The 19,559-nt window shown below is 70.2% G+C and carries 23 protein-coding genes; 7 read left to right on the top strand and 16 right to left on the bottom strand.

Annotation, left to right across the window (positions count from 1 at the left end; all coding sequences use genetic code 11):
- The first annotated feature begins 194 nt into the window (after positions 1–194).
- Positions 195–1,442: a serine hydrolase gene (locus EL493_RS18140; RefSeq protein WP_019046722.1), complete on the top strand. Its 1,248-nt coding sequence runs from the start codon at positions 195–197 to the stop codon at positions 1,440–1,442.
- Here EL493_RS18140 and EL493_RS18135 read toward each other — a convergent pair.
- Complete coding sequence (locus tag EL493_RS18135) at positions 1,435–2,070, bottom strand: TetR/AcrR family transcriptional regulator (protein WP_019046721.1); 636 nt, start codon at positions 2,068–2,070, stop codon at positions 1,435–1,437. The genes EL493_RS18140 and EL493_RS18135 overlap by 8 nt on opposite strands.
- A 71-nt stretch (positions 2,071–2,141) precedes the next feature.
- Here EL493_RS18135 and EL493_RS18130 point away from each other — a divergent pair, with 71 nt between their 5' ends.
- Complete coding sequence (locus EL493_RS18130) at positions 2,142–2,687, top strand: ester cyclase (protein ID WP_022566990.1); 546 nt, start codon at positions 2,142–2,144, stop codon at positions 2,685–2,687.
- Here EL493_RS18130 and EL493_RS18125 read toward each other — a convergent pair whose 3' ends face one another.
- The 6 genes from EL493_RS18125 to EL493_RS18100 all read right to left on the bottom strand — a co-directional run bounded on the left by EL493_RS18125 (position 2,688) and on the right by EL493_RS18100 (position 6,252).
- The gene (locus tag EL493_RS18125; protein WP_022566991.1) at positions 2,688–3,188 is read right to left on the bottom strand and encodes a nucleoside deaminase; all 501 of its coding nucleotides are present in this window, start codon (positions 3,186–3,188) and stop codon (positions 2,688–2,690) included.
- 7 nt (positions 3,189–3,195) lie between these two features.
- Positions 3,196–3,666 (bottom strand): cyanase, encoded by a 471-nt coding sequence (gene cynS, locus EL493_RS18120; RefSeq protein ID WP_030204105.1) that lies wholly within the window; start codon positions 3,664–3,666, stop codon positions 3,196–3,198.
- A 24-nt stretch (positions 3,667–3,690) separates the two neighbouring features.
- Positions 3,691–4,290 carry a carbonic anhydrase gene (locus EL493_RS18115; RefSeq protein WP_019046717.1) on the bottom strand — a complete coding sequence of 200 codons (600 nt, stop codon included), beginning with the start codon at positions 4,288–4,290 and terminating at the stop codon, positions 3,691–3,693.
- Positions 4,291–4,401: 111 nt separating this feature from the next.
- Positions 4,402–5,286, bottom strand: a complete 885-nt coding sequence (gene cynR, locus EL493_RS18110) for a transcriptional regulator CynR (RefSeq protein WP_019046716.1) — start codon at positions 5,284–5,286, stop codon at positions 4,402–4,404.
- 59 nt (positions 5,287–5,345) lie between these two features.
- On the bottom strand, positions 5,346–5,930 hold the full coding sequence (locus tag EL493_RS18105) for an NAD-dependent epimerase/dehydratase family protein (protein WP_019046715.1): 585 nt from the start codon (positions 5,928–5,930) through the stop codon (positions 5,346–5,348).
- A 40-nt stretch (positions 5,931–5,970) separates the two neighbouring features.
- Positions 5,971–6,252 carry a hypothetical protein gene (locus EL493_RS18100; protein ID WP_019046714.1) on the bottom strand — a complete coding sequence of 94 codons (282 nt, stop codon included), beginning with the start codon at positions 6,250–6,252 and terminating at the stop codon, positions 5,971–5,973.
- 296 nt (positions 6,253–6,548) lie between these two features.
- Here EL493_RS18100 and EL493_RS32405 point away from each other — a divergent pair, with 296 nt between their 5' ends.
- A complete protein-coding gene (locus tag EL493_RS32405) occupies positions 6,549–6,695 on the top strand; it encodes a hypothetical protein (protein WP_155982488.1) in 147 nt (48 codons plus the stop codon).
- A gap of 63 nt (positions 6,696–6,758) precedes the next feature.
- Here the strand turns inward: EL493_RS32405 and EL493_RS18095 are convergent, their stop codons facing one another.
- Genes EL493_RS18095 through EL493_RS18060 form a run of 8 tightly spaced genes read right to left on the bottom strand, consistent with a single transcriptional unit; the run spans position 6,759 to position 14,333 of the window.
- The gene (locus EL493_RS18095; RefSeq protein WP_019046713.1) at positions 6,759–7,703 is read right to left on the bottom strand and encodes an ABC transporter substrate-binding protein; all 945 of its coding nucleotides are present in this window, start codon (positions 7,701–7,703) and stop codon (positions 6,759–6,761) included.
- Entirely contained in the window at positions 7,700–8,419 is a 720-nt protein-coding gene (locus EL493_RS18090; RefSeq protein ID WP_019046712.1) for a class II aldolase/adducin family protein, read from the bottom strand. The genes EL493_RS18095 and EL493_RS18090 overlap by 4 nt, the downstream gene beginning before the upstream one ends.
- 16 nt (positions 8,420–8,435) lie before the next feature.
- Positions 8,436–9,605 carry an LLM class flavin-dependent oxidoreductase gene (locus EL493_RS18085; RefSeq protein WP_019046711.1) on the bottom strand — a complete coding sequence of 390 codons (1,170 nt, stop codon included), beginning with the start codon at positions 9,603–9,605 and terminating at the stop codon, positions 8,436–8,438.
- Positions 9,602–10,702 carry an LLM class flavin-dependent oxidoreductase gene (locus EL493_RS18080; RefSeq protein WP_019046710.1) on the bottom strand — a complete coding sequence of 367 codons (1,101 nt, stop codon included), beginning with the start codon at positions 10,700–10,702 and terminating at the stop codon, positions 9,602–9,604. Before EL493_RS18080 ends, EL493_RS18085 begins: the two co-directional genes overlap by 4 nt.
- Positions 10,699–11,724, bottom strand: a complete 1,026-nt coding sequence (locus tag EL493_RS18075; RefSeq protein WP_019046709.1) for an ABC transporter substrate-binding protein — start codon at positions 11,722–11,724, stop codon at positions 10,699–10,701. The genes EL493_RS18080 and EL493_RS18075 overlap by 4 nt, the downstream gene beginning before the upstream one ends.
- On the bottom strand, positions 11,721–12,482 hold the full coding sequence (locus EL493_RS18070; protein ID WP_022566992.1) for an ABC transporter ATP-binding protein: 762 nt from the start codon (positions 12,480–12,482) through the stop codon (positions 11,721–11,723). Before EL493_RS18070 ends, EL493_RS18075 begins: the two co-directional genes overlap by 4 nt.
- Complete coding sequence (locus EL493_RS18065; protein WP_019046707.1) at positions 12,479–13,294, bottom strand: ABC transporter permease; 816 nt, start codon at positions 13,292–13,294, stop codon at positions 12,479–12,481. Before EL493_RS18065 ends, EL493_RS18070 begins: the two co-directional genes overlap by 4 nt.
- Before the next feature lies 1 nt (position 13,295).
- On the bottom strand, positions 13,296–14,333 hold the full coding sequence (locus EL493_RS18060; RefSeq protein ID WP_019046706.1) for an NrtA/SsuA/CpmA family ABC transporter substrate-binding protein: 1,038 nt from the start codon (positions 14,331–14,333) through the stop codon (positions 13,296–13,298).
- Positions 14,334–14,546: 213 nt separating this feature from the next.
- Here EL493_RS18060 and EL493_RS18055 point away from each other — a divergent pair, with 213 nt between their 5' ends.
- From EL493_RS18055 to EL493_RS18045, 3 genes are read left to right on the top strand one after another with little or no spacing between them, the layout of a single operon-like run.
- The gene (locus EL493_RS18055) at positions 14,547–15,296 is read left to right on the top strand and encodes an IclR family transcriptional regulator (protein ID WP_019046705.1); all 750 of its coding nucleotides are present in this window, start codon (positions 14,547–14,549) and stop codon (positions 15,294–15,296) included.
- An 8-nt stretch (positions 15,297–15,304) separates the two neighbouring features.
- The gene (locus tag EL493_RS18050) at positions 15,305–16,738 is read left to right on the top strand and encodes an MDR family MFS transporter (RefSeq protein ID WP_019046704.1); all 1,434 of its coding nucleotides are present in this window, start codon (positions 15,305–15,307) and stop codon (positions 16,736–16,738) included.
- A 40-nt stretch (positions 16,739–16,778) separates the two neighbouring features.
- Positions 16,779–17,555 carry a class I SAM-dependent methyltransferase gene (locus EL493_RS18045; protein ID WP_019046703.1) on the top strand — a complete coding sequence of 259 codons (777 nt, stop codon included), beginning with the start codon at positions 16,779–16,781 and terminating at the stop codon, positions 17,553–17,555.
- Positions 17,556–17,656: 101 nt separating this feature from the next.
- On the opposite strand, the gene EL493_RS18040 is transcribed toward EL493_RS18045, so the two are convergent.
- Complete coding sequence (locus tag EL493_RS18040; RefSeq protein ID WP_022566993.1) at positions 17,657–18,025, bottom strand: hypothetical protein; 369 nt, start codon at positions 18,023–18,025, stop codon at positions 17,657–17,659.
- A gap of 366 nt (positions 18,026–18,391) precedes the next feature.
- Here EL493_RS18040 and EL493_RS18035 point away from each other — a divergent pair, with 366 nt between their 5' ends.
- A complete protein-coding gene (locus EL493_RS18035; protein WP_022566995.1) occupies positions 18,392–19,558 on the top strand; it encodes a tetratricopeptide repeat protein in 1,167 nt (388 codons plus the stop codon).
- The last annotated feature ends 1 nt before the right edge of the window (position 19,559 follow it).

The raw sequence follows: 19,559 nt of genomic DNA, 5'->3' as shown, positions 1-19,559 counted from the left end.
CCAGCGGCACCGTCCGGGCCCCGGGACGGGCGGTGACCCCGCAGCCGTGAGTGCCGCAAATTCGGGGGCGGGTACGCGTCCGGTGACACCATGGGCGAGCGTCGGTCCTGCGGCTGCGGGGCTCTTTCGTCCGGCCCTTGTGGAGTGTTCGCAGGTCAGGGTGGGTAATCGGCGCCGTCGCTAAGGTGGGGTCCATGAGCGCGCTACCCGGCACATCGGTGATCATCGCCGAGGACCTGGATTCGGTGACCACCGTCGGACCCGAGGACTCCCCCGCCGCGGCTGGGACCACCCCGGAGGTGGTCGCTGCGGTGTGGGAGTCGGTTCGCGACTGGTATCGGCTGGGGAGTACGCCGGCGATTCAGGTGTGCCTGCGGCGCAACGGCAGGATCGTGCTGAATCGGGCCATCGGGCACGGCTGGGGCAATGCGCCGAGCGATCCGCCCGATGCCGAGCGGATTCCGGCTACCCCGGACACCCCGTTCTGTGGGTTCTCCACCGCCAAGGGAGTGGCGTCGACGGTGATGTCGATGCTCGTCGAACAGGGCGCGTTCGCACTGGACGATCCGGTGTGCCGGTACATTCCGGAGTTCGCGAGCCACGGTAAGGACCGGATCACCATCGGCGAGGTGCTGTCGCACTCGGCCGGTATTCCGTTCATGACCCCGCCCTATCGCGGCACCGAGGTGGTGCCCGACGAGGAACTGGCCGTCGCGGCGCTGGCCGATCTGGTGCCGAGCTGGCCGCCCAACCGGTTCCGGGTGTATCACGCGCTCACCGGCGGATTGATCCAGCGGCTGCTGGTGCAGCGGGCCACCGGCAAGCGGATGCGTGAGCACCTGGCCGAGCAGGTGCTGGTGCCGTTCGGGTTCCGCTGGAACAACTTCAGTGTCGATCCCGCCGATCTGGACGCGGTGGTGCCGAGCGTGAAGACCGGGCCGCCCCCGTCGCGCCTGGCGATCTTTTTGGCCCGCAAGGCACTCGGCGGCCGGATGGACAAGGCGTCCAAGGCCGACAACGCGGCCTTCCTCACCGCCGAACTCCCGTCCGGCAATCTCGTGACCACGGCCTACGAGCTGTCTCGGTTCTACGAGATCCTCACCCACGGCGGCGAACTCGACGGGATCCGGATCATCGAACCCGGCACACTCCGGCACGCCATCGAACCCGCCGACCGTATGCCGGGCGCGGCGGGCCGGGTCAGTCGCGCCGGATTCGAGCTGGGTGGACGGCGCTCGAAGTTCGGGCGCGACACCCGTTTCCATTTCGGGCGCAGCGGATTGACCACCCAGTACGGCTGGGCCGATCCCGAGCGCGGGCTGGCGGGCGCGATCCTGACCAGCGGCAAGGCCAGCACCGACACCAAACGGCCGGTGCAGCTGGTCGCGCAGATTTCCGCCGCCTTGCCGAGGCTGGATCACACTCCCGACTGGCTCAGGTGAAGGCGGCGATCAGCGCGCGAGACACCCAGTCCGCGTAGCGGTCCAGCGACCAGCCCCGAGCCAGGACCAGCCGCTCGTAGGTGTCGATGGCGAGGTAGTTCCACAGCACGTCGCGGACCTCGTCGAGCTCGAGCCCGGGACGCAGCTGCCCGGTACCGAGCAGATGGATGCCGAGCATGGTCATCCCCACCAGGCCTTCTTCGGCCAGCTTGTCCCACACCGGGGCGAGCGAGGCGTCGACGTGCCTGCCGTCGCGGATGAGGAACTGCACCGCCGCCGAGCGGGCCTGCCGCCGGGCCAGGCCGTGCACGAACATCGTGATCTTGCGGCGCACGTCGGGCTCGGCGAGCATCGCCAGCTGCTCGGGCCGCTGGGCCACCGGGACCTCCTCGTCATCGCCGGCGATCACGAGGTCGAACACGGCTTTGGCCAGCGCCGCCTTCGTCCCGAACGCCTTGTAGACGCTCTCGGCGGACACCCCGGCCCGCTCGGCGACCGCCGCGATGGTGGTCGCGCGGAACCCGTCGCGCTCGAACAGTTCCCGTGCCGCGATCACCATGGCGAGGCGCCGCGCCCGCGCCTTGGCCTGGCGTCCCGAGGTGTCGTATCGCCGCTTGACTTCGGCCATCACCGGTCCAATACTTTTAGATACAGTCCCACTTTACTCAAATGGAGTTCTATCACAGACGGAGCGTCATCATGAACACCATCAGCCCCAGCGCCGTGTCCGGCGACCTGCGGTCGGTGGCGATCCGCGGCATCCACCTCATGGTGGACGGCAGCGTCGCCGACCTCGCCGAAGTCACCCATCCGGCGGGTTTCACCCACGAACGCAAAGCCGCGCCGCCCTGGGCGCGCGGACAGGGCCCGGAGGCGCTGTACGCGCTGGCCGAGTGGCTGCGCGAGGCGTTCACCGACATGTCCTACGACATCCACACCGCGGCCGTCCAGGACGATCTGGTGACCGTGTACGCGACGATGCACGGCCGCCAGATCGGGCCGATGGTCTTCTACACCGAGGCCGGCACGGTCGACAACGCCTTCGCCCCCACCGGCAAGACCTTCGCGATGACCGAATCGCACTGGTTCCGGATGCGCGAGGGCAAGATCGCCGAACACTGGGCCAATCGCGACGACCTCGGGATGGCCAGGCAGCTCGGCTGGCTGCCGCCCTCCCCGGTGTTCCTGCTGCGATCGATGCAGGTCAAGCGCCGCGCGATCCGCGAGGTCCGCGCCGGGCGCTGATCAGCCCGCGGTCGGCGCGCCGGCGACCCGTCGCTCGCCACCGTTGCGTTCCTGCCACAGGCGGTAGACGTCGACCGCGTCGGCACGCGGCTCGTGCCGCATGGGCAGCCTGCGCCGGGCCCACGGGGTGGCGATCTCGTCGTAGAAGGTGTCGAGCTCGAAGTACTTGCGATCGTCGACGTAGTGCGGCGCGTAGGCCTCGCGCGTGGTGAGGAAGACGACCTCGTCGGGCGAGCAGTAGTAGAGCGCGCCCAGGCACATCGGGCACGGCAGCGCCAGGATGTAGACGATGGCGCCCACCAGGTGTTCGGTGCCCAGCGCGGTGCAGGCCGCCCGGATGGCGAGGATCTCCGCGTGCGCGGTCGGGTCGGCGGTCTGGGCGACCAGGTTCGGGCTCTCGGCCAGGATCTGCCCGTCGCGGACGATGACGGTCGCGAAAGGACGCCCGCCCTCGGCGACATTGCGAAGGGCCAGGTCGATGGTGTGCTGTGCGAAATCCATGATCACCTCAGAACGGCTTGGTGGGCAGGTACTTGCCGTCGAGGGTGATCACGGCGCGCTCGCCGCCCTCGGGATCGGCGACCTTGCGCACGTCGAGCTTGAAATTGATGGCGCTGATGATGCCGTCGCCGAACTGCTCGTGCACCAGCGCTTTGAGGGTGGTGCCGTACACCTGCAGCATCTCGTAGAAGCGGTAGATGGTGGGATCGGTCGGGATGCCGCCGGGGATCGAGCCGCGGGTGGGAATGGTCTGCAGCAGGGTCGCGGCGTCGGCGTCGAGTCCGAGCAGCTCGGTTACGGCCACCGCCGACGCGGCGGGCAGCGCGTGCTGGCCCAGGACCGCGGCGGTGACGAAGGCGACGGACAGGCCTGCCGCGTCGGCGATCTCCTGCCAGGTCAGGTCTTTCGCCGTCTTGGCGGCCACGGCGGTGGCGGCCAGGTTCTGGCGGGCGGTGGGATCGAACTGTGCGTGCATGATGTGCGTTCCTTTCGGGGAGGGGTTTCAGGCGGCGGGGCTGTGTTCAGCGCCGTCCCGGAGCACCGTGACGGCGCCGGAGGCGATGTCGAACACCCAGCCCTCGAGGTCGAGCGCGCCCGTGGCGAGGGCGCGGGCCACCGCGGGATGCGTGGCCAGGTGGGACAGCTGCGCCACGACATTGGCGCGCACCAGACCCGCGACCGGATCTACGGCGCCGAGCGCTCCCGCCCGGGCCGCGGCGGCATCGCTGTGCCGCAGCCACTGGGCGATCGTGGGCATCGCACTCAGGTCGTGCCGCTCGGCGACCGCGGTCATCGCGCCGCAGCCGGAGTGGCCGCAGACGATGATCCGCGCGACGCCGAGCACCGCGACCGCGTATTCGATGCTGGCGGCGATGCCGTCACCGCCGGGCGCGTAGGCCGGAACCAGGTTTCCGGCGGTCCGGATCACGAACAGCTCCCCCGGTTCACTGCTGGTGATCAGCTCCGGCACGACGCGCGCGTCGGAGCAGCCGATGAACAGCGTGTGCGGGGTGTGCGTGGTCGCCAGGTCGGCGAACAGCGCCGCCTTGCCGGGAAAGACGTCGTGCTGGAACCGTGTGACGCCGTGCGCGAGGTCGGTCATGGGTCGCTCCCTTCGGCGGATGCCGGCTCGGTGGTGCTGATCGAGTTCCAGCCTGCCCGCCAGGGGCTATAGCGTCCAATATGCAGTTCTAACGAGACCGATTGCTGATATCTATAGTTCAGCCGAGTGCGCGAGGGCGATCATGGTGAAGGCGCGGGCGGCCGCCGAGTGATAGGCCGTGCCACGGCGCAGCAGTTCGACCGTGCGGCTCGGCAGCGCCGGCGCGAGGGGCACCGGGCGCAGCTCAGGATGGGCGTGCGCGATCGCGTCGGGCAGGACGGTGCCGAGCACACCGCGGCGGGTGAATTCCACGAGCGCGCTGATCGAGTTCGCCTCGATCGTGATGCGCGGGGTGACACCGGATTCGGCCAGGTGCCGGTCGATGTACACGCGGGTCGCGAAGTCCCGGCTCAGCAGGGCCAGCGGCGCCACCGCGAGGTCCTGAATCGGCAGCGGGTCCGATCGACCGGCGAGCGGGTGACCCGCACCGACGACCAGGCTCAGATCCTCGGTGTAGAGGGCGGTGCCGTCGATGCCCGCCGCGTGGTCGCCCTCGAAGGCGATGCCGAGGTCGATCGCGTCGGCGAGCAGGTCTTCTTCCAGGCGATCCTGGGTCGTCTCGGTGACCGCGACGGTGACATCCGGGTGCGCCCGGTGGAACCGGTCCATCAGCGGGCCGATCAGGTAGGCGGTGATCGTCGGCGTCATCGCGACGCGCAGATGACCCCGGCTCAGGTCCTGCACGTCGTGCACGGCGCGTTCACCCGCCTCCAGATCCCGCAGCGCGTTGCGCGCGTGCTCGGCGTACACCTGACCGGCGTCGGTGAGCCGCACGGTGCGACCGGACCGATCGAGCAGTTGCACGCCGAGGAGCCGCTCGAGCTGTTTGATCTGCTGCGACAGCGTCGGTTGCGAAATGTGCAGCGCCTCGGCGGCGCGGGTGAAGTTCCCGTGATCGGCGACGGCGAGCAGGTACCGGACGTGACGCAGCTCCATGAGCCGATAATAGACATCGACTATCGAATCAGCCGGAACCGCCGCCCCGCCGCTATCGCCTAGTCGGGTTCGGCGACGACGACCGTGCCGGACGGCGCGTCGAGCAGCTCCATCGTGCGGACGGCGGCCGCATCGACGTGGATGCGGGGGTGAGCCGGTGGCGTCGTCTCGTAATACGTTCCGGGACCGTAGAACTGGCCGTAGCGCACCACCACGCCGCCGGCGTCGAGCACCGCCGACTCGTGCGACGCGATCACCGCACCCCGACCACCCGCGGGCTCCCAGGCGATGCTCTGCGCGAGAAACCGCCGCACACCGGCCGCGGCCGCCGCCGCGAGCAGATTCGCGGTGCCCTCGGTGCGGATACGCGCGTTCGCCGCCCCGCGCGCGGCCAGCTCGGCGGCGTCGTCGGGGAGGTCGGTGAGCTGGTGCATGACGAGTTCGGGCGCGAACTCGGTGACCGCCGCGGCGAGCGCGGGCGCGTCGTAGACGTCGAGGACGACGGGCACGGCGCCCGCCGCGCGGAGAGCTGCCGCGTTGCCGGGCGAGCGCGTGGTACCGGCCACCTCGTGGCCCGCGCCGATCAGCAGCGGCAGCAATCGCGTTCCGATGACGCCCGTGGCGCCGGCGAGAAAGATACGCACGTCCCGACCCTAGCCGGGACCGCGCGCCACGGGTTCGGAGCTAGGTTCCGATCACCGCGTTCATGATCGTGCCCGCACTGGTCGCCACCGCGCCGCCCGCCATGGCGCTGGCGATCATCTTCGGCGACTGCAGACCGCCGCCGCTCCACTTCTCCCAGGCGAAACGGCCACCACCGTAGGTGATGGCGGTGACGCCCGAGAGCAGAATCATCCAGGTGAAATACCGGCCCAACTGCAGGATCTTCTCCGCCATCGGCGGCGCTTCCGGCGTGGGATTGCCGACCTGCGCGAGAACGGCGCCGTCCAACACAGCCAGGATCATGCTCACGATCGTGCTCCTTCGTCGGATGTTCGTGGTGAAGCCGATGTCGAGAACTCGTGACGCGCTAGAACCCAGATCTATTGAACATTCAACCTCAGGCAACCCCGATGGCGCAGCAGACACTCCGCGGCGAACATGACCGCCGTCACACTCGCCGGGCCGTGCCTGTGTCGCGCCCTGCCCCTACGATCGAAGACGCGGGGCATGTCCAGAATCGGCGCGACGAAGCGCTGACCACCACCTTCATCGCTCGGCACGCACCGCGTGCCGCACCTACCGTACCGCGAGGAGGGCACATGGCTTTCCTGATTCCCTTGATCGTCGCGCTTCTTCTGGTGACCGCAGCAGTCGTGGCGGCGTCCTACGCCACCGTTTCCCTGACCTATTGGTTTGAATCACGCCGTATCAGCCGGGATCCGATCAACCCACACCCGGCAGGCTGATCTCCGCCCCGCCACGACGATGCCCCGGTACCCAGGTACCGGGGCATCGTTGATCCATGGACCTCAGACGGCGGCGGACTCCGCCTCGTTGACCGCCGCGCCCACCCAGGGCAGCACCGCCGAGCGCACGTCGATCGTGCGGGGCAGCAGGCCGTTGGCGGCGAGCAGGTCGGCGGCACGCTGCTGTTCGTCGAGGAATTCCTCGCTCACCGGACGCACGCCGAACGGGCGGCCGCGCAGGGCCGCATCCCAGGCGTCCAGGTCGGCGGGCAGGCCACGCGCGTGCGCGTCGTCGACGAAATACCGCGCCGCCGCACGCGGATTCGCGGTGATCCAGGCGTCGGATTCCTGCAGCGCCGCGAGCACGGCCCGCACGGCGGCCGGGTCGGTGTCGGCGAGGTCGCGGCGGGTGAACCACAGCGACGGGTGGCTGAACACCGAGGCGGTGTCGACCAGGGTGGTGAGTTCGGTCGCCGCTTCGACCTCCCGCAGACCCGGGTAGGTGCCGACCCAGGCGTCCAGGTCGCCGGACAGCAGCGCCGAGCCGCCGCCCCGCACGTCGACGTCGACCGGCTCGACGTCGGCCCAGGTCAGACCGACCCGATCGAGGGCGAACAGCAACAGCGTGGTCTGCCAGGAGCCGTGCGCGATGCCGACTCGCTTGCCCTTCAGGTCGGCGGCGGAGGTGATGCCGCTCGCCGCGGTGGCGACCAGCCGTCCGTTCTCCACGCGCGGCCCGGAGATGCCGAGATAGACGATGTCGCGCTGGTTGGCCAGCGCGGTCAGCGGCGGGGTGAAGCCGGTGCCGATGATGTCGTAGCCGCCGTCGGTGAACAGCCAGTCGGAGTGTTCGCCGGGCAGCGCGGTCTTCGGGTCGACGCGTTCTGCCTGCGGCAGCGCGCGCAGGTCGACCCACTCGACGTCGGGGATCGCGCGTTCGAGGATGCCGCGGTGCCGCAGCACGAACAGCGAGTTGTTGTGCGGGAAGTAGCCGACGCGCAGGCTCATCGGGCGTCTCCGATCAGGCCGAGGCGACGGGCCTCGTCGGCCAGGCCGCTGCGGCTCCACTGCACCGCCAGGTTGGACGGATCGAATTCGACCGAGCCGCCCAGGGTTTCGGCGATCGCCTGGTACTGGGCGCCTTCCTCCAGCAGGACGACGAACTTGGCCAGCTCCAGCAGTCCGGCGCGGCCGATCACATTGGCGCCGCCGTTGGCCTCGAAGATGGCGACCAGGTGCGGGTCGGTGGTGAGCTTGTCCAGGATGAAGTCGCCCGCGCCGATGCTGCGGTCGATGTGTGGCGGGATCTCCCGGGACAGGGTCAGGCGCTGGGAGGCGGCGTAGCGGATGGGCAGGGTGCGGTGGGTCTGGGCCCACCCGCCCAGCCACGGGGTGTGGATGTGCACGACGGAGGTGATCTCCGGGTGCGCGCGGAACACCTTGGCGTAGCCGGTGACGAATCCGGCGGATCCCGTGCCGGAGAGCACCTCTCCGTCGAAGGTGGCGATCACCGGCGCGATGGTGCGATCGCTCGCCCAGGGGCCCGGTTCGTTGAGAGCGACGGCGATCTCCTCGCCGGGGACGCGCTCGACGAAGTTGACGGTGCCGTTGCCGGTGACGGTGCCGGTCTCGCGGAAGACCCGGAAGGCGGTCTCGGCGTCGCGGGTGGCCGCTTCGGCGAAGGCCGCGACGGCCTCCGGCAGCCGGGTTTCGGTGGTGGTCATCGTGATTCTCCTGCGGTTATCGGGCCGTCGCGAGGACGGTGTCGGTGGCGGGGGTGGTGAGCCGGGAGCGGCCGAGCAGCGGCAGTACTTCCTCACCGACCCGGTAGGCCTCCTCCAGGTGCGGGTTGCCCGCGAGGATGAAGGCGTCGACGCCGAGTTCGATGAGCTCGTCGAGGCGCTGGGCGACCTGTTCGTAGCTGCCGACCAGGCCGAAAGCCGGTCCGCCGCGGATCAGGCTGAAGCCGCACCAGACGTTGGGCTGGACTTCCAGATCGCGGTAGCCGGTGATGGTTTCGGGCACCCAGCCCGTGATCCTGGCCGCGCCCACCGAGTCGCCCTGGGCGGCGCGGTTGGCGGCATCGCGGTCGACGAAGGCCCAGCCCTTCTCGATCTCGGCCCAGGCCGCCTCCTCGGTGTGCCGGGCGACGATGTCGATCCGCACCGCGAACTTCGGTGTGCGACCCAGTTTTTCGGCATTGCGGCGGACGCCGTCGAACTTGGCGCGCAGGTCGGCGAACGGCTCGAGCCAGGACAGGTAGTAGTCGGCGTGGCGGCCCGCCGCGGACACGGCGGCACCCGAGGAGCCGGAGAAGTACACCTCCGGGAACGGCTGCCCGGCCAGGCCGGGTGGGAGCGCGGCGCCCTCGGTGCGGAAGAAGCGGCCGTCGTGGTCGTAGGGTTCGCCGTCCCATACCCCGCGCAGGACGTCGAGGAATTCGCTGGTGCGGGCGTAGCGGTCGTCGTGGGCGACCTTGTCGCCCCACCACAGCTGCGCCGGTCCCCCGCCGCCGCTGATGATGTTGTAGACCAGCCTGCCGCCGGTCGCGCGCTGCAGGCTCGCCGACATCCGGGCCGCCTGCACCGGGTGCAGGAAGCCGGGCTGGAAGGCGACCATGAACCGGTAGGTGGTGGTCTCGGCGGCCAGGGCGGCGGCAACCGCCCACGGGTCGTCGGTCACAGGGAACGAGGGCAGCAGCCCGCCGAGGAACCCCGCCGATTCGGAGGCCTTGGCGACGGCGGCGACGTGGTCGAGATAGCTGTAGGCGTCCAGCGCGCCGCCGCGGATGGCGGGCGCGATATTGCCCGGCCCGTAACCGCCGGCGTTGCCGCGGTTGTAGCGGCGCGGGGTGCGCATCGAGGCGTGGTCGCCTTCCATGCCGATGCGCCAGTAGACGTCGATGGTCATGCGGTGAGCTCCTGCGCGGTGGTGAGGGTGCGGCCGGCCGGGTCGGCCAGGAACAGCAGGTGTTCCCCGGCCCGGTGGATCTCCTCGATGTGGGGATGACCGGACAGCACGAAGGTGTCGATGCCGGCGACCTCGTAGACCGCCAGCTGCCGGGCCACCTGCTCGTAACTGCCGACCAGGCCGATGCGCCGGTCGTAGCCGAGCGCGTCGAAGCCGGCCCAGCGCCCGTCGCCGAGGGCGTGGCGGTCCGCGGAGTCGGGGCGGCCCAGCTCGTCCCACTGCCGGTGCACCCGCGCCCAGGCTTCGTCCTCGGTCTCCCTGGCGATGATCGGCAGGTCCAGTGCGACACGGACCTGCCTGCCGGCCGCCGCGGCACGCTCGCCGAGTTCGGCGGCGGCGCGCGAGATTCCGTCGGGTTCCTCACCGAACACGTGCACGTCACCGTGCGCGGCCGCGAGCGCCAGCGCGGCGGGCGAGGTACCGCTCAGGTGCACCGTCGGGAAGGGCAGGCCGGACAGGATGCCGCGGAACCCGCCGTCGATGACGTCGAAGTACTGTCCGGCGTAGTCGAAGCCGGTGCCGGCGAATCCGGCGGCACCGACCTCGTTCTCGTTCCACACGCCGCGCGCGACGGTGAGGAACTCCGCGGCACGCGCGTAGCGGTCGTCGCCGTCGACGCGGTCGCCCCTGGCGTACGCGTCCTCGGCGTCGGTGTCCACGGCGAGCTGCCAGTTCAGCCGTCCGGCCGAGTGCCGTTGCAGGGTCGAGGACAGTTTGGCCGCGTACACCGGAGTGCCGAAGCCGGGCTGGAATTCGACGGTGACCCGCGCGTAGCGGGTGGCGCGCAGGGCCGCGCCCGCCACGATCCAGGATTCCTCACCGAGCGGGTCGTAGGGGGCGAGCACTCCGTCGAATCCGCTCAGTTCCGCCGCGTCGACGATCTGGGCCAGGTCGTCGAACGGACCGAACCGGCCGGGCCGCACATCGGTGGTCGCCGTCGCGGGCCGGTCCGGGCCGAACCCGCCGCGCCCGCGCAGGTCCGGCCGGGCGCGGCGGCCGTCGCCACGGCTGGGCAGCTTCCAGACGAACTCGCTCATGCGGGCACCTTCTCGGCGGCGACGATCTCCTGGGCACGCTCCAACGGCTCAAGGGCTACCCAGGATTCGAGGTCGAAGTCGGCGGCCAGGAAACCGTGGGTGTAGAGGAACTGCTTCTGCACGCCGAGCAGCTCGACACGTTCGTCGGTCAGCGACGGGTGCAGGCCGCGATGGAAGTCGGCGCCGTAAGCGGCGACGACACCCTCGGGGCCGGACAGGGTTTCGCGCTGCAGCACCGCGCGAACGCCGTCGAGGTCGCCCGCGGCCCAGTCGGCGGCGCGCAGACTCTGCGTCAGGAAGCCGATCACCACGTCCGGGCGGGCGTCGAGCAGGTCGGCGTGCACGGTGATCGGGCGCGGCGTGCCGTTGTTCACGCGCAGGTGCTTGGTGGCCGAGGCGTCCAGGTCGACCGCGACGCGCAGGCCGTGTTCCCTGGCCACCTCCTGGGCGCGGGCACCCTTGACGTAGATCGCGTCGACCTTGCCGTCGAGCAGTTCGGCGACGCCCCAGGTGGTGGACCGGCGAGCGGACTGGATCTCGGTGCGCACCTGCGGATCCCGCTCGACCTCGAGTTCGGTGACCCGGACGTCGGCCAGGGTCAGCCCCGCCGGGCGCAGCGCGTTGGCGAAGCCGTGCAGAGCCATCGCCCGGGGGAAGCTGCGGGCCTGGTCCTGGGCCCACGCGGGCACCCCGACCCGCAGGCCCGCCAGCTGCGCGGCCTCGGTGACCGGCGAGTCGGGCCCGACCAGCACGGCCTGGGATTCGTCGATCCAGGTCAGCCCGATCAGCCGCGTCGGCGAACCCTGCGCACGGGCGGCCAGCGCGGGAACGTTGCCGCCCTCACGGACGAGGCCGGGCAGGTCGTGCAGGAAGTGGTGGCCCGCGAGTTCGGGACCCGCGTCCTGCAGGACACCGAATTCGAGGCCGGCGCTCGCCGCGGTCGCACCGAGCCAGCCGAGGCTGTGCGCCAGACCGCTGGCGGTCGGCACGGGGCAGCGGGTGTACCACAGGGTTTCGGTCATGACGTACTCCTTGGGTGTGCTCCGACGCCGAGCTGGGCGAGGAATTGCGTGCGGTAGCGGAGGGTTTCGGTGGCCGCGTGGTCGCGCGGATGGGGCAGGTCGATCGCCTCGTCCACGGCGAACCGGCCGCGATCGAGGATGATCACCCGGTCGGCGAGCCGGATCGCCTCGTCGACGTCGTGGGTGACCATGAGGACGGCGGGCCGGTGCCGGGCGACGAGATCGCCCACCAGGTCCTGCATCTGGAGCCGGGTCAGCGCGTCGAGGGCGGCGAACGGCTCGTCGAGCAGCAGCAGTTCCGGTTCCCGGACCAGCGCCCTGGCCAGGGCGGCGCGCTGGGCCTCGCCGCCGGACAGGGTCGCGGGCCACTGCCCGGCCTTGCCGTCGAGGTGGACTTCACGCAGTGCCCGCAGCCCGGCCTCGCGCTGGGTCTTGCCGCGGCGCAGCCCGATGGTCACATTGGCCAGCACCCGCTTGGACGGGATCAGCCGCGGCTCCTGGTAGACGGTGGTGCGCCGGGCCGGCACCAGCACCTCGCCCGCGTCGGGGACCTCGAGGCCGGTGAGCAGGCGCAGCAGGGTGGTTTTGCCAGTGCCGCTGGGCCCGAGCAGCACCACGAACTCGCCGCGGCGGATGCTCAGGTCAACGCCGTCGAGCACCGTCTTGTCGCCGAAGGCCTTGCGCAACCCGGTGATCGAGACCGCCACCGGCGCCTGCTGTTCGGCGGGCCGGGCGGGCGCTGCCGTTGTCGTCGTCATCGGATCGCCACCTGCTTGCGCCAGGGCATCGCGTAGCGTTCCGCGAGCCGCACGAGTGCGTCGAACACCAGACCGAGCAACGCGTAGAGGACCACGCACAGCACCATGTAGTCGGTGCGGTTGTATTCCTGGGCCAGCGTCACCAGGTAGCCGACGCCCTGCTGGGTGCCCACCTGCTCGGCGGCGATCAGGCCGGTGATGCTGATCGACAGGCACACCCGCAGCGCCATCAGGATGCCGGGCAGCGCGGCGGGCACGATCACCTCGACGACCAGCCGGGTCCCGCCGAGCCCGAAACTGCGGGCCGCCTCGACCATCTTGCGGTCGACATTGCGCACCCCGAGATAGGTGTAGGCGTACATCGGCGCGGTGGTGGCCACCGCGATGAGCAGCACCTTGTACAGCTCGTCGATGCCGAACCAGGAGATGAACAGCGGCACCAGGGCGAGGAAGGGCACGGCGCGCACGATCTGCATGGTCGAGTCGACGAGTTCCTCACCGAGCGCGGACAGCCCCGACAGCAGTCCGAGGATCAGTCCCACCGAGACTCCCAGCGCCACACCGGCGGCGGCGCGGCCGAACGAGGCGAGGGCGAAGTCGACCAGCTGCCCGCTGTCGAGCAGTTCCAGGAACGCCGACCAGACCGCGCCCGGCCCGGCGATGACGCGCGGGGAGATGGCCCCGCTCGCCGATCCCGCCCACCACGCCAGCACGACGGCGACGGGCAGGGCGGCGCGCAGGCCCAGCGAGAGCCACCGCGGCCGCTGCCGGGTGACCCGCGCGCGGGGTGGCGCCAGTGCGAGGGTGGTCATGTCAGTTTTCCTTCAGCGCGGCGAGCTGTTCGGGGGTGAGCTTGGAGCGCAGGTCGTAGAAGATGTCGGCGGCGGTGATCCGGCGGGTGATCACGCCGTTGTCGGCGAAGGTGTTCACCACGTCGGCCAGGTCGGCGGCGTCGGACTCGGCGGGCAGGCGCGGCACGGTCACCTCGCTGCCCACCCGGACGGCGTCGGCGAGGCGGTCACCGGTGAGGGCGCGCGGGCCGGTCTTCTCGAAGACGTTCTCGAACTCGGCGGGTGCGGCCTTCTGCTTCGCGGTGAGTCCCTGCAGCACTTCCAGGTACTTGGCGGCGACGTCGGGCCGCTGCTCGAGCACCTCGGTGCGGAACACCACGACGGTGTTGTCGTTGGAGCCGATCGACTTCTCGGTGGCGATCTCGCGCCCACCCGCGGCCTTGGCCTCCTGGTAGGGCACCAGGAACGAGGCCCACGCGTCGACCTTGCCGGTGGCGAACGCCGAGGCCGCGTCCTTCTGCTGCAGCGGTACCCGGGTGACCTTGTCGGCCGGGATCCCGGCCTGCGCCAGGGCTTTCAGGGTGATGTACTCGCCCTTGCCCGCCGGGTTGACCGCGATCCGCTTGCCGACCAGCCCGGCCACCGAGGTCACCCCGGATTCGGGGCTGACGATGATCCCGCTCTGGTCCTGGCCTGCCGGATCGGCCACGGCGACGATCTTCACGCCGACGTCCTTGGACAGCGCGCCGACCACCGGGCTGAACGCGGCGCCGGAGACGTCGAGTTCCTTGGTGTTGAACAGTTTCAGGTTCGAGCTGAAACCGGGTGTGGTGTTGACCCACTGGATCTTCGCGCCCAGCGGGGCCAGGGCGGCGTCGAAGGTGCCGTCGCGCTTGCCGACCGCCAGCGGGCCGGTGTTGCCCGGGTCGGTCACCTTGAGCACGAACGAGGCCTCGGCACTGTTCTCGGGCGTGGAGCCGGAGCCACAGGCCGCGACGAGGGCGACGACGGGGGCGATCGCGAGAACGATCCGCGTGAAGGCCGGCAGCCTGCGGGACATCGGGGCTCCTGTTCGGGGAAGGGCGGGAGGTGCTTTCGCAGCGTAGGAGTGAGCAGGACCTCGAACGAGGTATGTCTTTCCAGGGATCGGAAAGCTTGACAGGCCTTCCGGCGGCGATCTATGGGTGCTTTCGCAGGAATCGGCGCTGCAAGTTTCCGAATATCGGAAAGAGCGGCCGATTTCCGGGTGCGGGGCTGTGTTACCGTCGGCGGTGTGGAGACCTCCAGCGTGCAGACCGTGACCCGGGCCCTGTCGGCACTCGATTGCTTCCGCGGCGGCGAGGAGCGCGGGGTCTCCGAGGTCGCGCGCGCCCAGGGCTTGGCGGTCAGCACCACCCACCGCCTGCTCGCCGCCCTCGTCCAGGCGGGCTTTTTGGAGAAGGACGCCACCTCGAGCCGCTACCGGATGGGCGGCGCCCTGGCCGAATACGGGCAGATCGCCTACCGCCAGCACAAGATCTATCTCGCCGAGCCCGCCCTCGAGCAGCTCGCCGCCACCACCGGCGCCAACTGCTCGGTCGCCACCCGCCACGGCATCCACGCCGTGCTGCTGGGCACCAGCCGCTGGCGCGAGTCCGACGGACACGAACTCCAAGGTGTGCGGCTGCCGCTGCACGCCAGCGCGCTGGGCAAGGCACTGCTCGCCTGGTCCGAGGTCGACGACGACGAATTGCGCTCCCTCCCTTACGAAGAGGGCACCGAGCGCTCGGTCTCCAACGCCGCCGAGCTGCGCGCCGAACTCACCGCCACCCGCGCCCGCGGCTACGCCTTCAACGACCGCGAACTCGACCCGGGCTTCCGCACCATCGGCCTGCCCGTGCTCGACCCCCAGGGGCGGTGCCGCTTCGCGCTCGGCGTGCGCGGCCCGGTCACCTTGATGATCGACGAGCGGGTGCCGTTCTTCGTCGAACTCGCCAAGGTGACCGCCGCCGAGATCGCCGCGACCTTCGCCGCCGCGGCCTAGCACCGTTCGTGGCGACCGAAACCGCGCGCCCGTCCGTCGGGCTGCGCTCCGACCGCGGGGCCGTGCTGGCCGCGCTGATGATGTCGACCAGCCTGGTGGCGCTGGACTCGACGATCATCGCGACCGGCGTCCTCACCATCACCGCCGACCTCGGCGGGTTCGCGCTGTTCCCCTGGCTGTTCTCGATCTACCTGCTGGCCCAGGCGGTGACGGTGCCGATCTACGGCAAGATCGCCGACACCGTCGGGCGCAAACCGGTGCTCCTGTTCGGGATCGCGGTGTTCGCGCTGGGCTCGCTGCTGTGCGGCCTGGCGTCGAACATGGTGGCGCTCATCGTGTTCCGCGCGATCCAGGGCATCGGCGCGGGCGCGGTCCAGCCGATGACCATGGTCATCGCGAGCGACCTGTACACGCTGCCCGAACGCGCCAAGGTGCAGGGCTATCTGGCGGGCGTGTGGGCCGGTTCGGCGGTGCTGGGCCCGCTGATCGGCGGCGCCTTCGCCGATTTCGCCAGCTGGCGCTGGATCTTCCTGGTCAACCTCCCCCTCGCGGCACTGGCCGCGGTCATGCTGATGCGCAACTTCACCGAGTCGGCGTCGCGCGGTGCGCGCGGACGGGTCGACTACAGCGGCGCGGCCCTGCTCACCGTGGGCGCGGGCGCGCTGATCCTGGCCTTGCTCGAGGGCGGCCGGTCATGGGCCTGGTACTCCCCCGTCAGCCTCGGGCTGTTCGGCGGCAGCGTGGCGGTGCTGGTGGTCTTCGGGTTCGCCGAGCGCCGGGCCGCGAATCCGATTCTGCCGCTGTGGATCTTCACCCGGCGGGTGGTGGTCGCGGCCAGCGCGGTGTCGATGCTGATCGGCGCGATCGTGCTAGGCCTCACCTCCTATGTGCCGACCTTCGCGCAGGGCGTCCTCGGCACCAGTGCCACGATCGCCGGCCTGGCCGTGGGCGCGCTGACCATCGGCTGGCCCATCACCGCCTCCCAGGCGGGCCGGTTCTACCTGCTCCTCGGCTTCCGCACCACAGCCCTGATCGGCAGCGCGATCGCGATTCTGGGCTGCGCCGCCCTGCTGCCGATCGGCCCGCACGCGAGCCCACTGCTGCTCGCGGGCACCTGTTTCGTGATCGGCGCGGGCATGGGTCTGGTCGCCAATCCCACCCTCATCGCCGCGCAGACCGAGGCGGCGTGGTCCGAACGCGGAGTGGTGACCTCGGCGACCATGTTCGCCCGCTCGATCGGCAGCGCGGTGGGCGTCGCGGTGTTCGGCGCGCTCGTCAACGCGCGGGTCGGCGCCGTCGACCGGCCGGATCCCGGCGAACTCGCCGGAGCGATCCATCTGGTGTTCGTCACCCTGCTGGTGTCGTCGGTCGCACTGTTCGCCGCCGCGGCGACGATGCCGGGAACATCGGCCACCCGCGCATCGACCGAACCTCCGGACTGACCGCTCGGAGGTCGCGCGACGCCCGGGTATCGTCGAGATCGTGTGGGGAACAGGGATTTCGAAGGATCTGACGGCGCGACGAGCGGGTTCGTTCGGTTCGCAAGCGGCGATCTACGCCGAGCATCGGCCCGACTACGCGGCCGCCGGTATCCGGTGGGCGCTCGCACCGCTCGGCGCGGTGGACGCGCCGGTCGTGCTGGATCTGGGTGCGGGCACCGGCAAGCTCACCGACGGGCTGCTGGCGGCGGGTGCCGAGGTGATCGCCGTCGAACCGGACGCGGCGATGCTGGCCGAACTGGTGCGCCGCTATCCGGCGGCACGCGCGTCCGCCGGTACGGCGGAGGCGATCCCGCTGCCGGACGGATCGGTGGACGCCGTGGTGGCCGGTCAGGCGTTCCACTGGTTCGACCAGGACCTGGCGTTTCCCGAGATCGCCCGGGTACTGCGGCCCGGTGGCGTGTTCGCCGCCTTCTGGAACGTCGACGACGACACGGTCGAGTGGGTCGCCGGGCTGGAGCGCGTCTCCCACTCGGAGGCGTCGTTCCCGCCACCGGCGAAGGACGAACCGCTGCCCGCGCACCCCCTGTTCGCGCCGTTCGAGCAGGCCGAGTTCCCGCACGTCCACCGGCGAACCGCGGACTCGCTGGTACGCACCATCGGGACCCACTCTCATACCGTGGTGATTCCGCCGGATCGGCGCGCCGCCCTGCTGGACCGCATCCGCGACTACCTCGCCGCCACCCCGGAAACCGCCTCGGGCGAGTTCGATCTTCCGTTGAGAACAGAGGTGTACCGAACCGTCCTGCGGCCGCGCTGACCGACCTGGGCCGTGTCGGCAGCGCAGGCCAGCGGCCCGAGCCCATCCCGCACCGGCCTCAACGGCTTGTCGTGGCATGCGGGCCTGCCGGGGTCCGGAGTTCACGCCGTTTCGACGATCACCTCGTCGTAGGCGACGACCACTCGACCCTGCTGCGGCGAGGCCTTGGTGATCGCGCGCGCACCGAGAATCTGGATACGTGCTACGACATGCGGGGAGACGTCGGACACGATAATGGTCAGGGTGTCCCGCGTGTCCGGGCAAGCCACACACCGCCGGATCCAGTCGCCGAACTCCGGCCCCAGCTCCTCCCCACGCACCAGGTAGCCTTCGCCGTCAGCGCTGCCGGGAAGAAAGCCCCCGATCGCCGTCGCCCATCCCACGATGTCCTGCAAGGCGATCGCGTACCAGGCGGCACCGATGCCCGCGAGAAACTCGGCGAGAACGTCGCCGGAATCGTGGCGCGGCACTGCGATTCCTCTCCTCGCCGTGGTGGGAATTTCGGATGACAGCAGTAGGACCTGTTCCATTATGGTGGGCACGGAGGTTCGATGGGGAGGCACGGTGGGGACAGCGGTCAGCTACGAGGTCTACCTCAGGCCCACCGAAGTCGAGCGAGCCCTGGAGATCCTGGCCGGTCGAGGCGCGGCACCGGCGCGAGCCACCACGACAACAGTGCTGTTGCCCGATCGACGGCGGGTAGACCTGTCAGGCCACCACGTCGTCGACGGAATGCCGGTCGGGCGAATACATCTGCCGGGCACGAGGTTCGCGAACATCGAGGAACTCGGCGCGGCCATGCGACTCGCACCGAGGGATGGATCCGAGGATCACTGATGCTGCGTACACGCTTGTACGGAACTGCGGCGAGAGAGGTCGCGGAGCAGTTTCGCGACAAACGATCGACTTCGACGACCAGGCCGAAGTGGGCCCGTTGGTGGACCGGGACCGACGATGGCCCGCATGACTATTCGATTCCGGATCAGTTCCGATCCGCCGTCAGTATCGAGCGCCCCGATTCACGCCACGCACACCGTGGCGACATCGCAGTGACAGTCACCCTCGACGACAGCCAACAGGACTACATAGCCGACCAGGCCCGCTCCATGTTCGCCCGGGCCCGAGAGCCGGGTGTGATCTACGAAATCGCCTACGGTGGGCGGAAACCGGTCCGCGTCGGGTCTTACGAACTCCAACATGCCGAAATCGCCTCTCTGGCCGTTCTATTGGCTACCGAGACCGACCTCGCAGCAGGTATCGCGCACTTCGCGAAGGTGAACAAGCACGATCCTGACACTCGCTACCGGTGCGGGGTAATGCACGATCAATCGGGTCACACCGGTGAGGCCTTGCGGTGGTTTCGCCGTTCCGCCCGGGACGGCAGCCTGGCGATGCGCCTGCTCGCCGCTCCGCTTCCAGCCACCGTGGCACCGACGCCTTCATGGTCACGACGTGCCACCGCGGCGATGGGATGCCTGTGGTTGACCGCCGGAGACCTCGGACCGGCGTCGAAAGCGTTCGACCGCGCGGCCGACGCCGGAGAACCATTGGGCCACTTCGGATCCGGAGCAATCGACCTCCTGCAAGGTAACCTCGGCCCCGCGGAACGCAAGCTGCGCCACGCCGCGGATGCCGGTCAGGTGGAAGCGATGCACTGCCTCGCGAAACTGTTGTCGTCGCGCTTCGAGCTCGAACAGGCCGAACATCTGCTCCGGGCGGCGATCGAGACCGGCTACTTCGACGCCGTCACCGCGCTGGCGGCGATCCTGTTGAAGCGCGACGATACCGATGAAGCGCTCGCCCTCCTGGAAATCGGCGCCCAGCGGGCGAGCGTGGGCGCGATGGCGATGCTGGGTGCGACATTGATCGAACTCGACCGACCACAGCGCGGACACTGGTGGCGACGACAGGCGGAATACTGGTGGGGAGTGCACGAAGTCTATTACCCGGCCAAAACACTGCGACTGTGGGCGTCGGTCGCGTTGGCGGACATACAGAAATGAG

The organism is Nocardia asteroides (genome assembly GCF_900637185.1).
Classification (GTDB): Bacteria; Actinomycetota; Actinomycetes; order Mycobacteriales; family Mycobacteriaceae; genus Nocardia; species Nocardia asteroides.
Note: the sequence above shows the minus strand (reverse complement) of the source record. Positions and strands in the feature narration are given on the sequence as shown.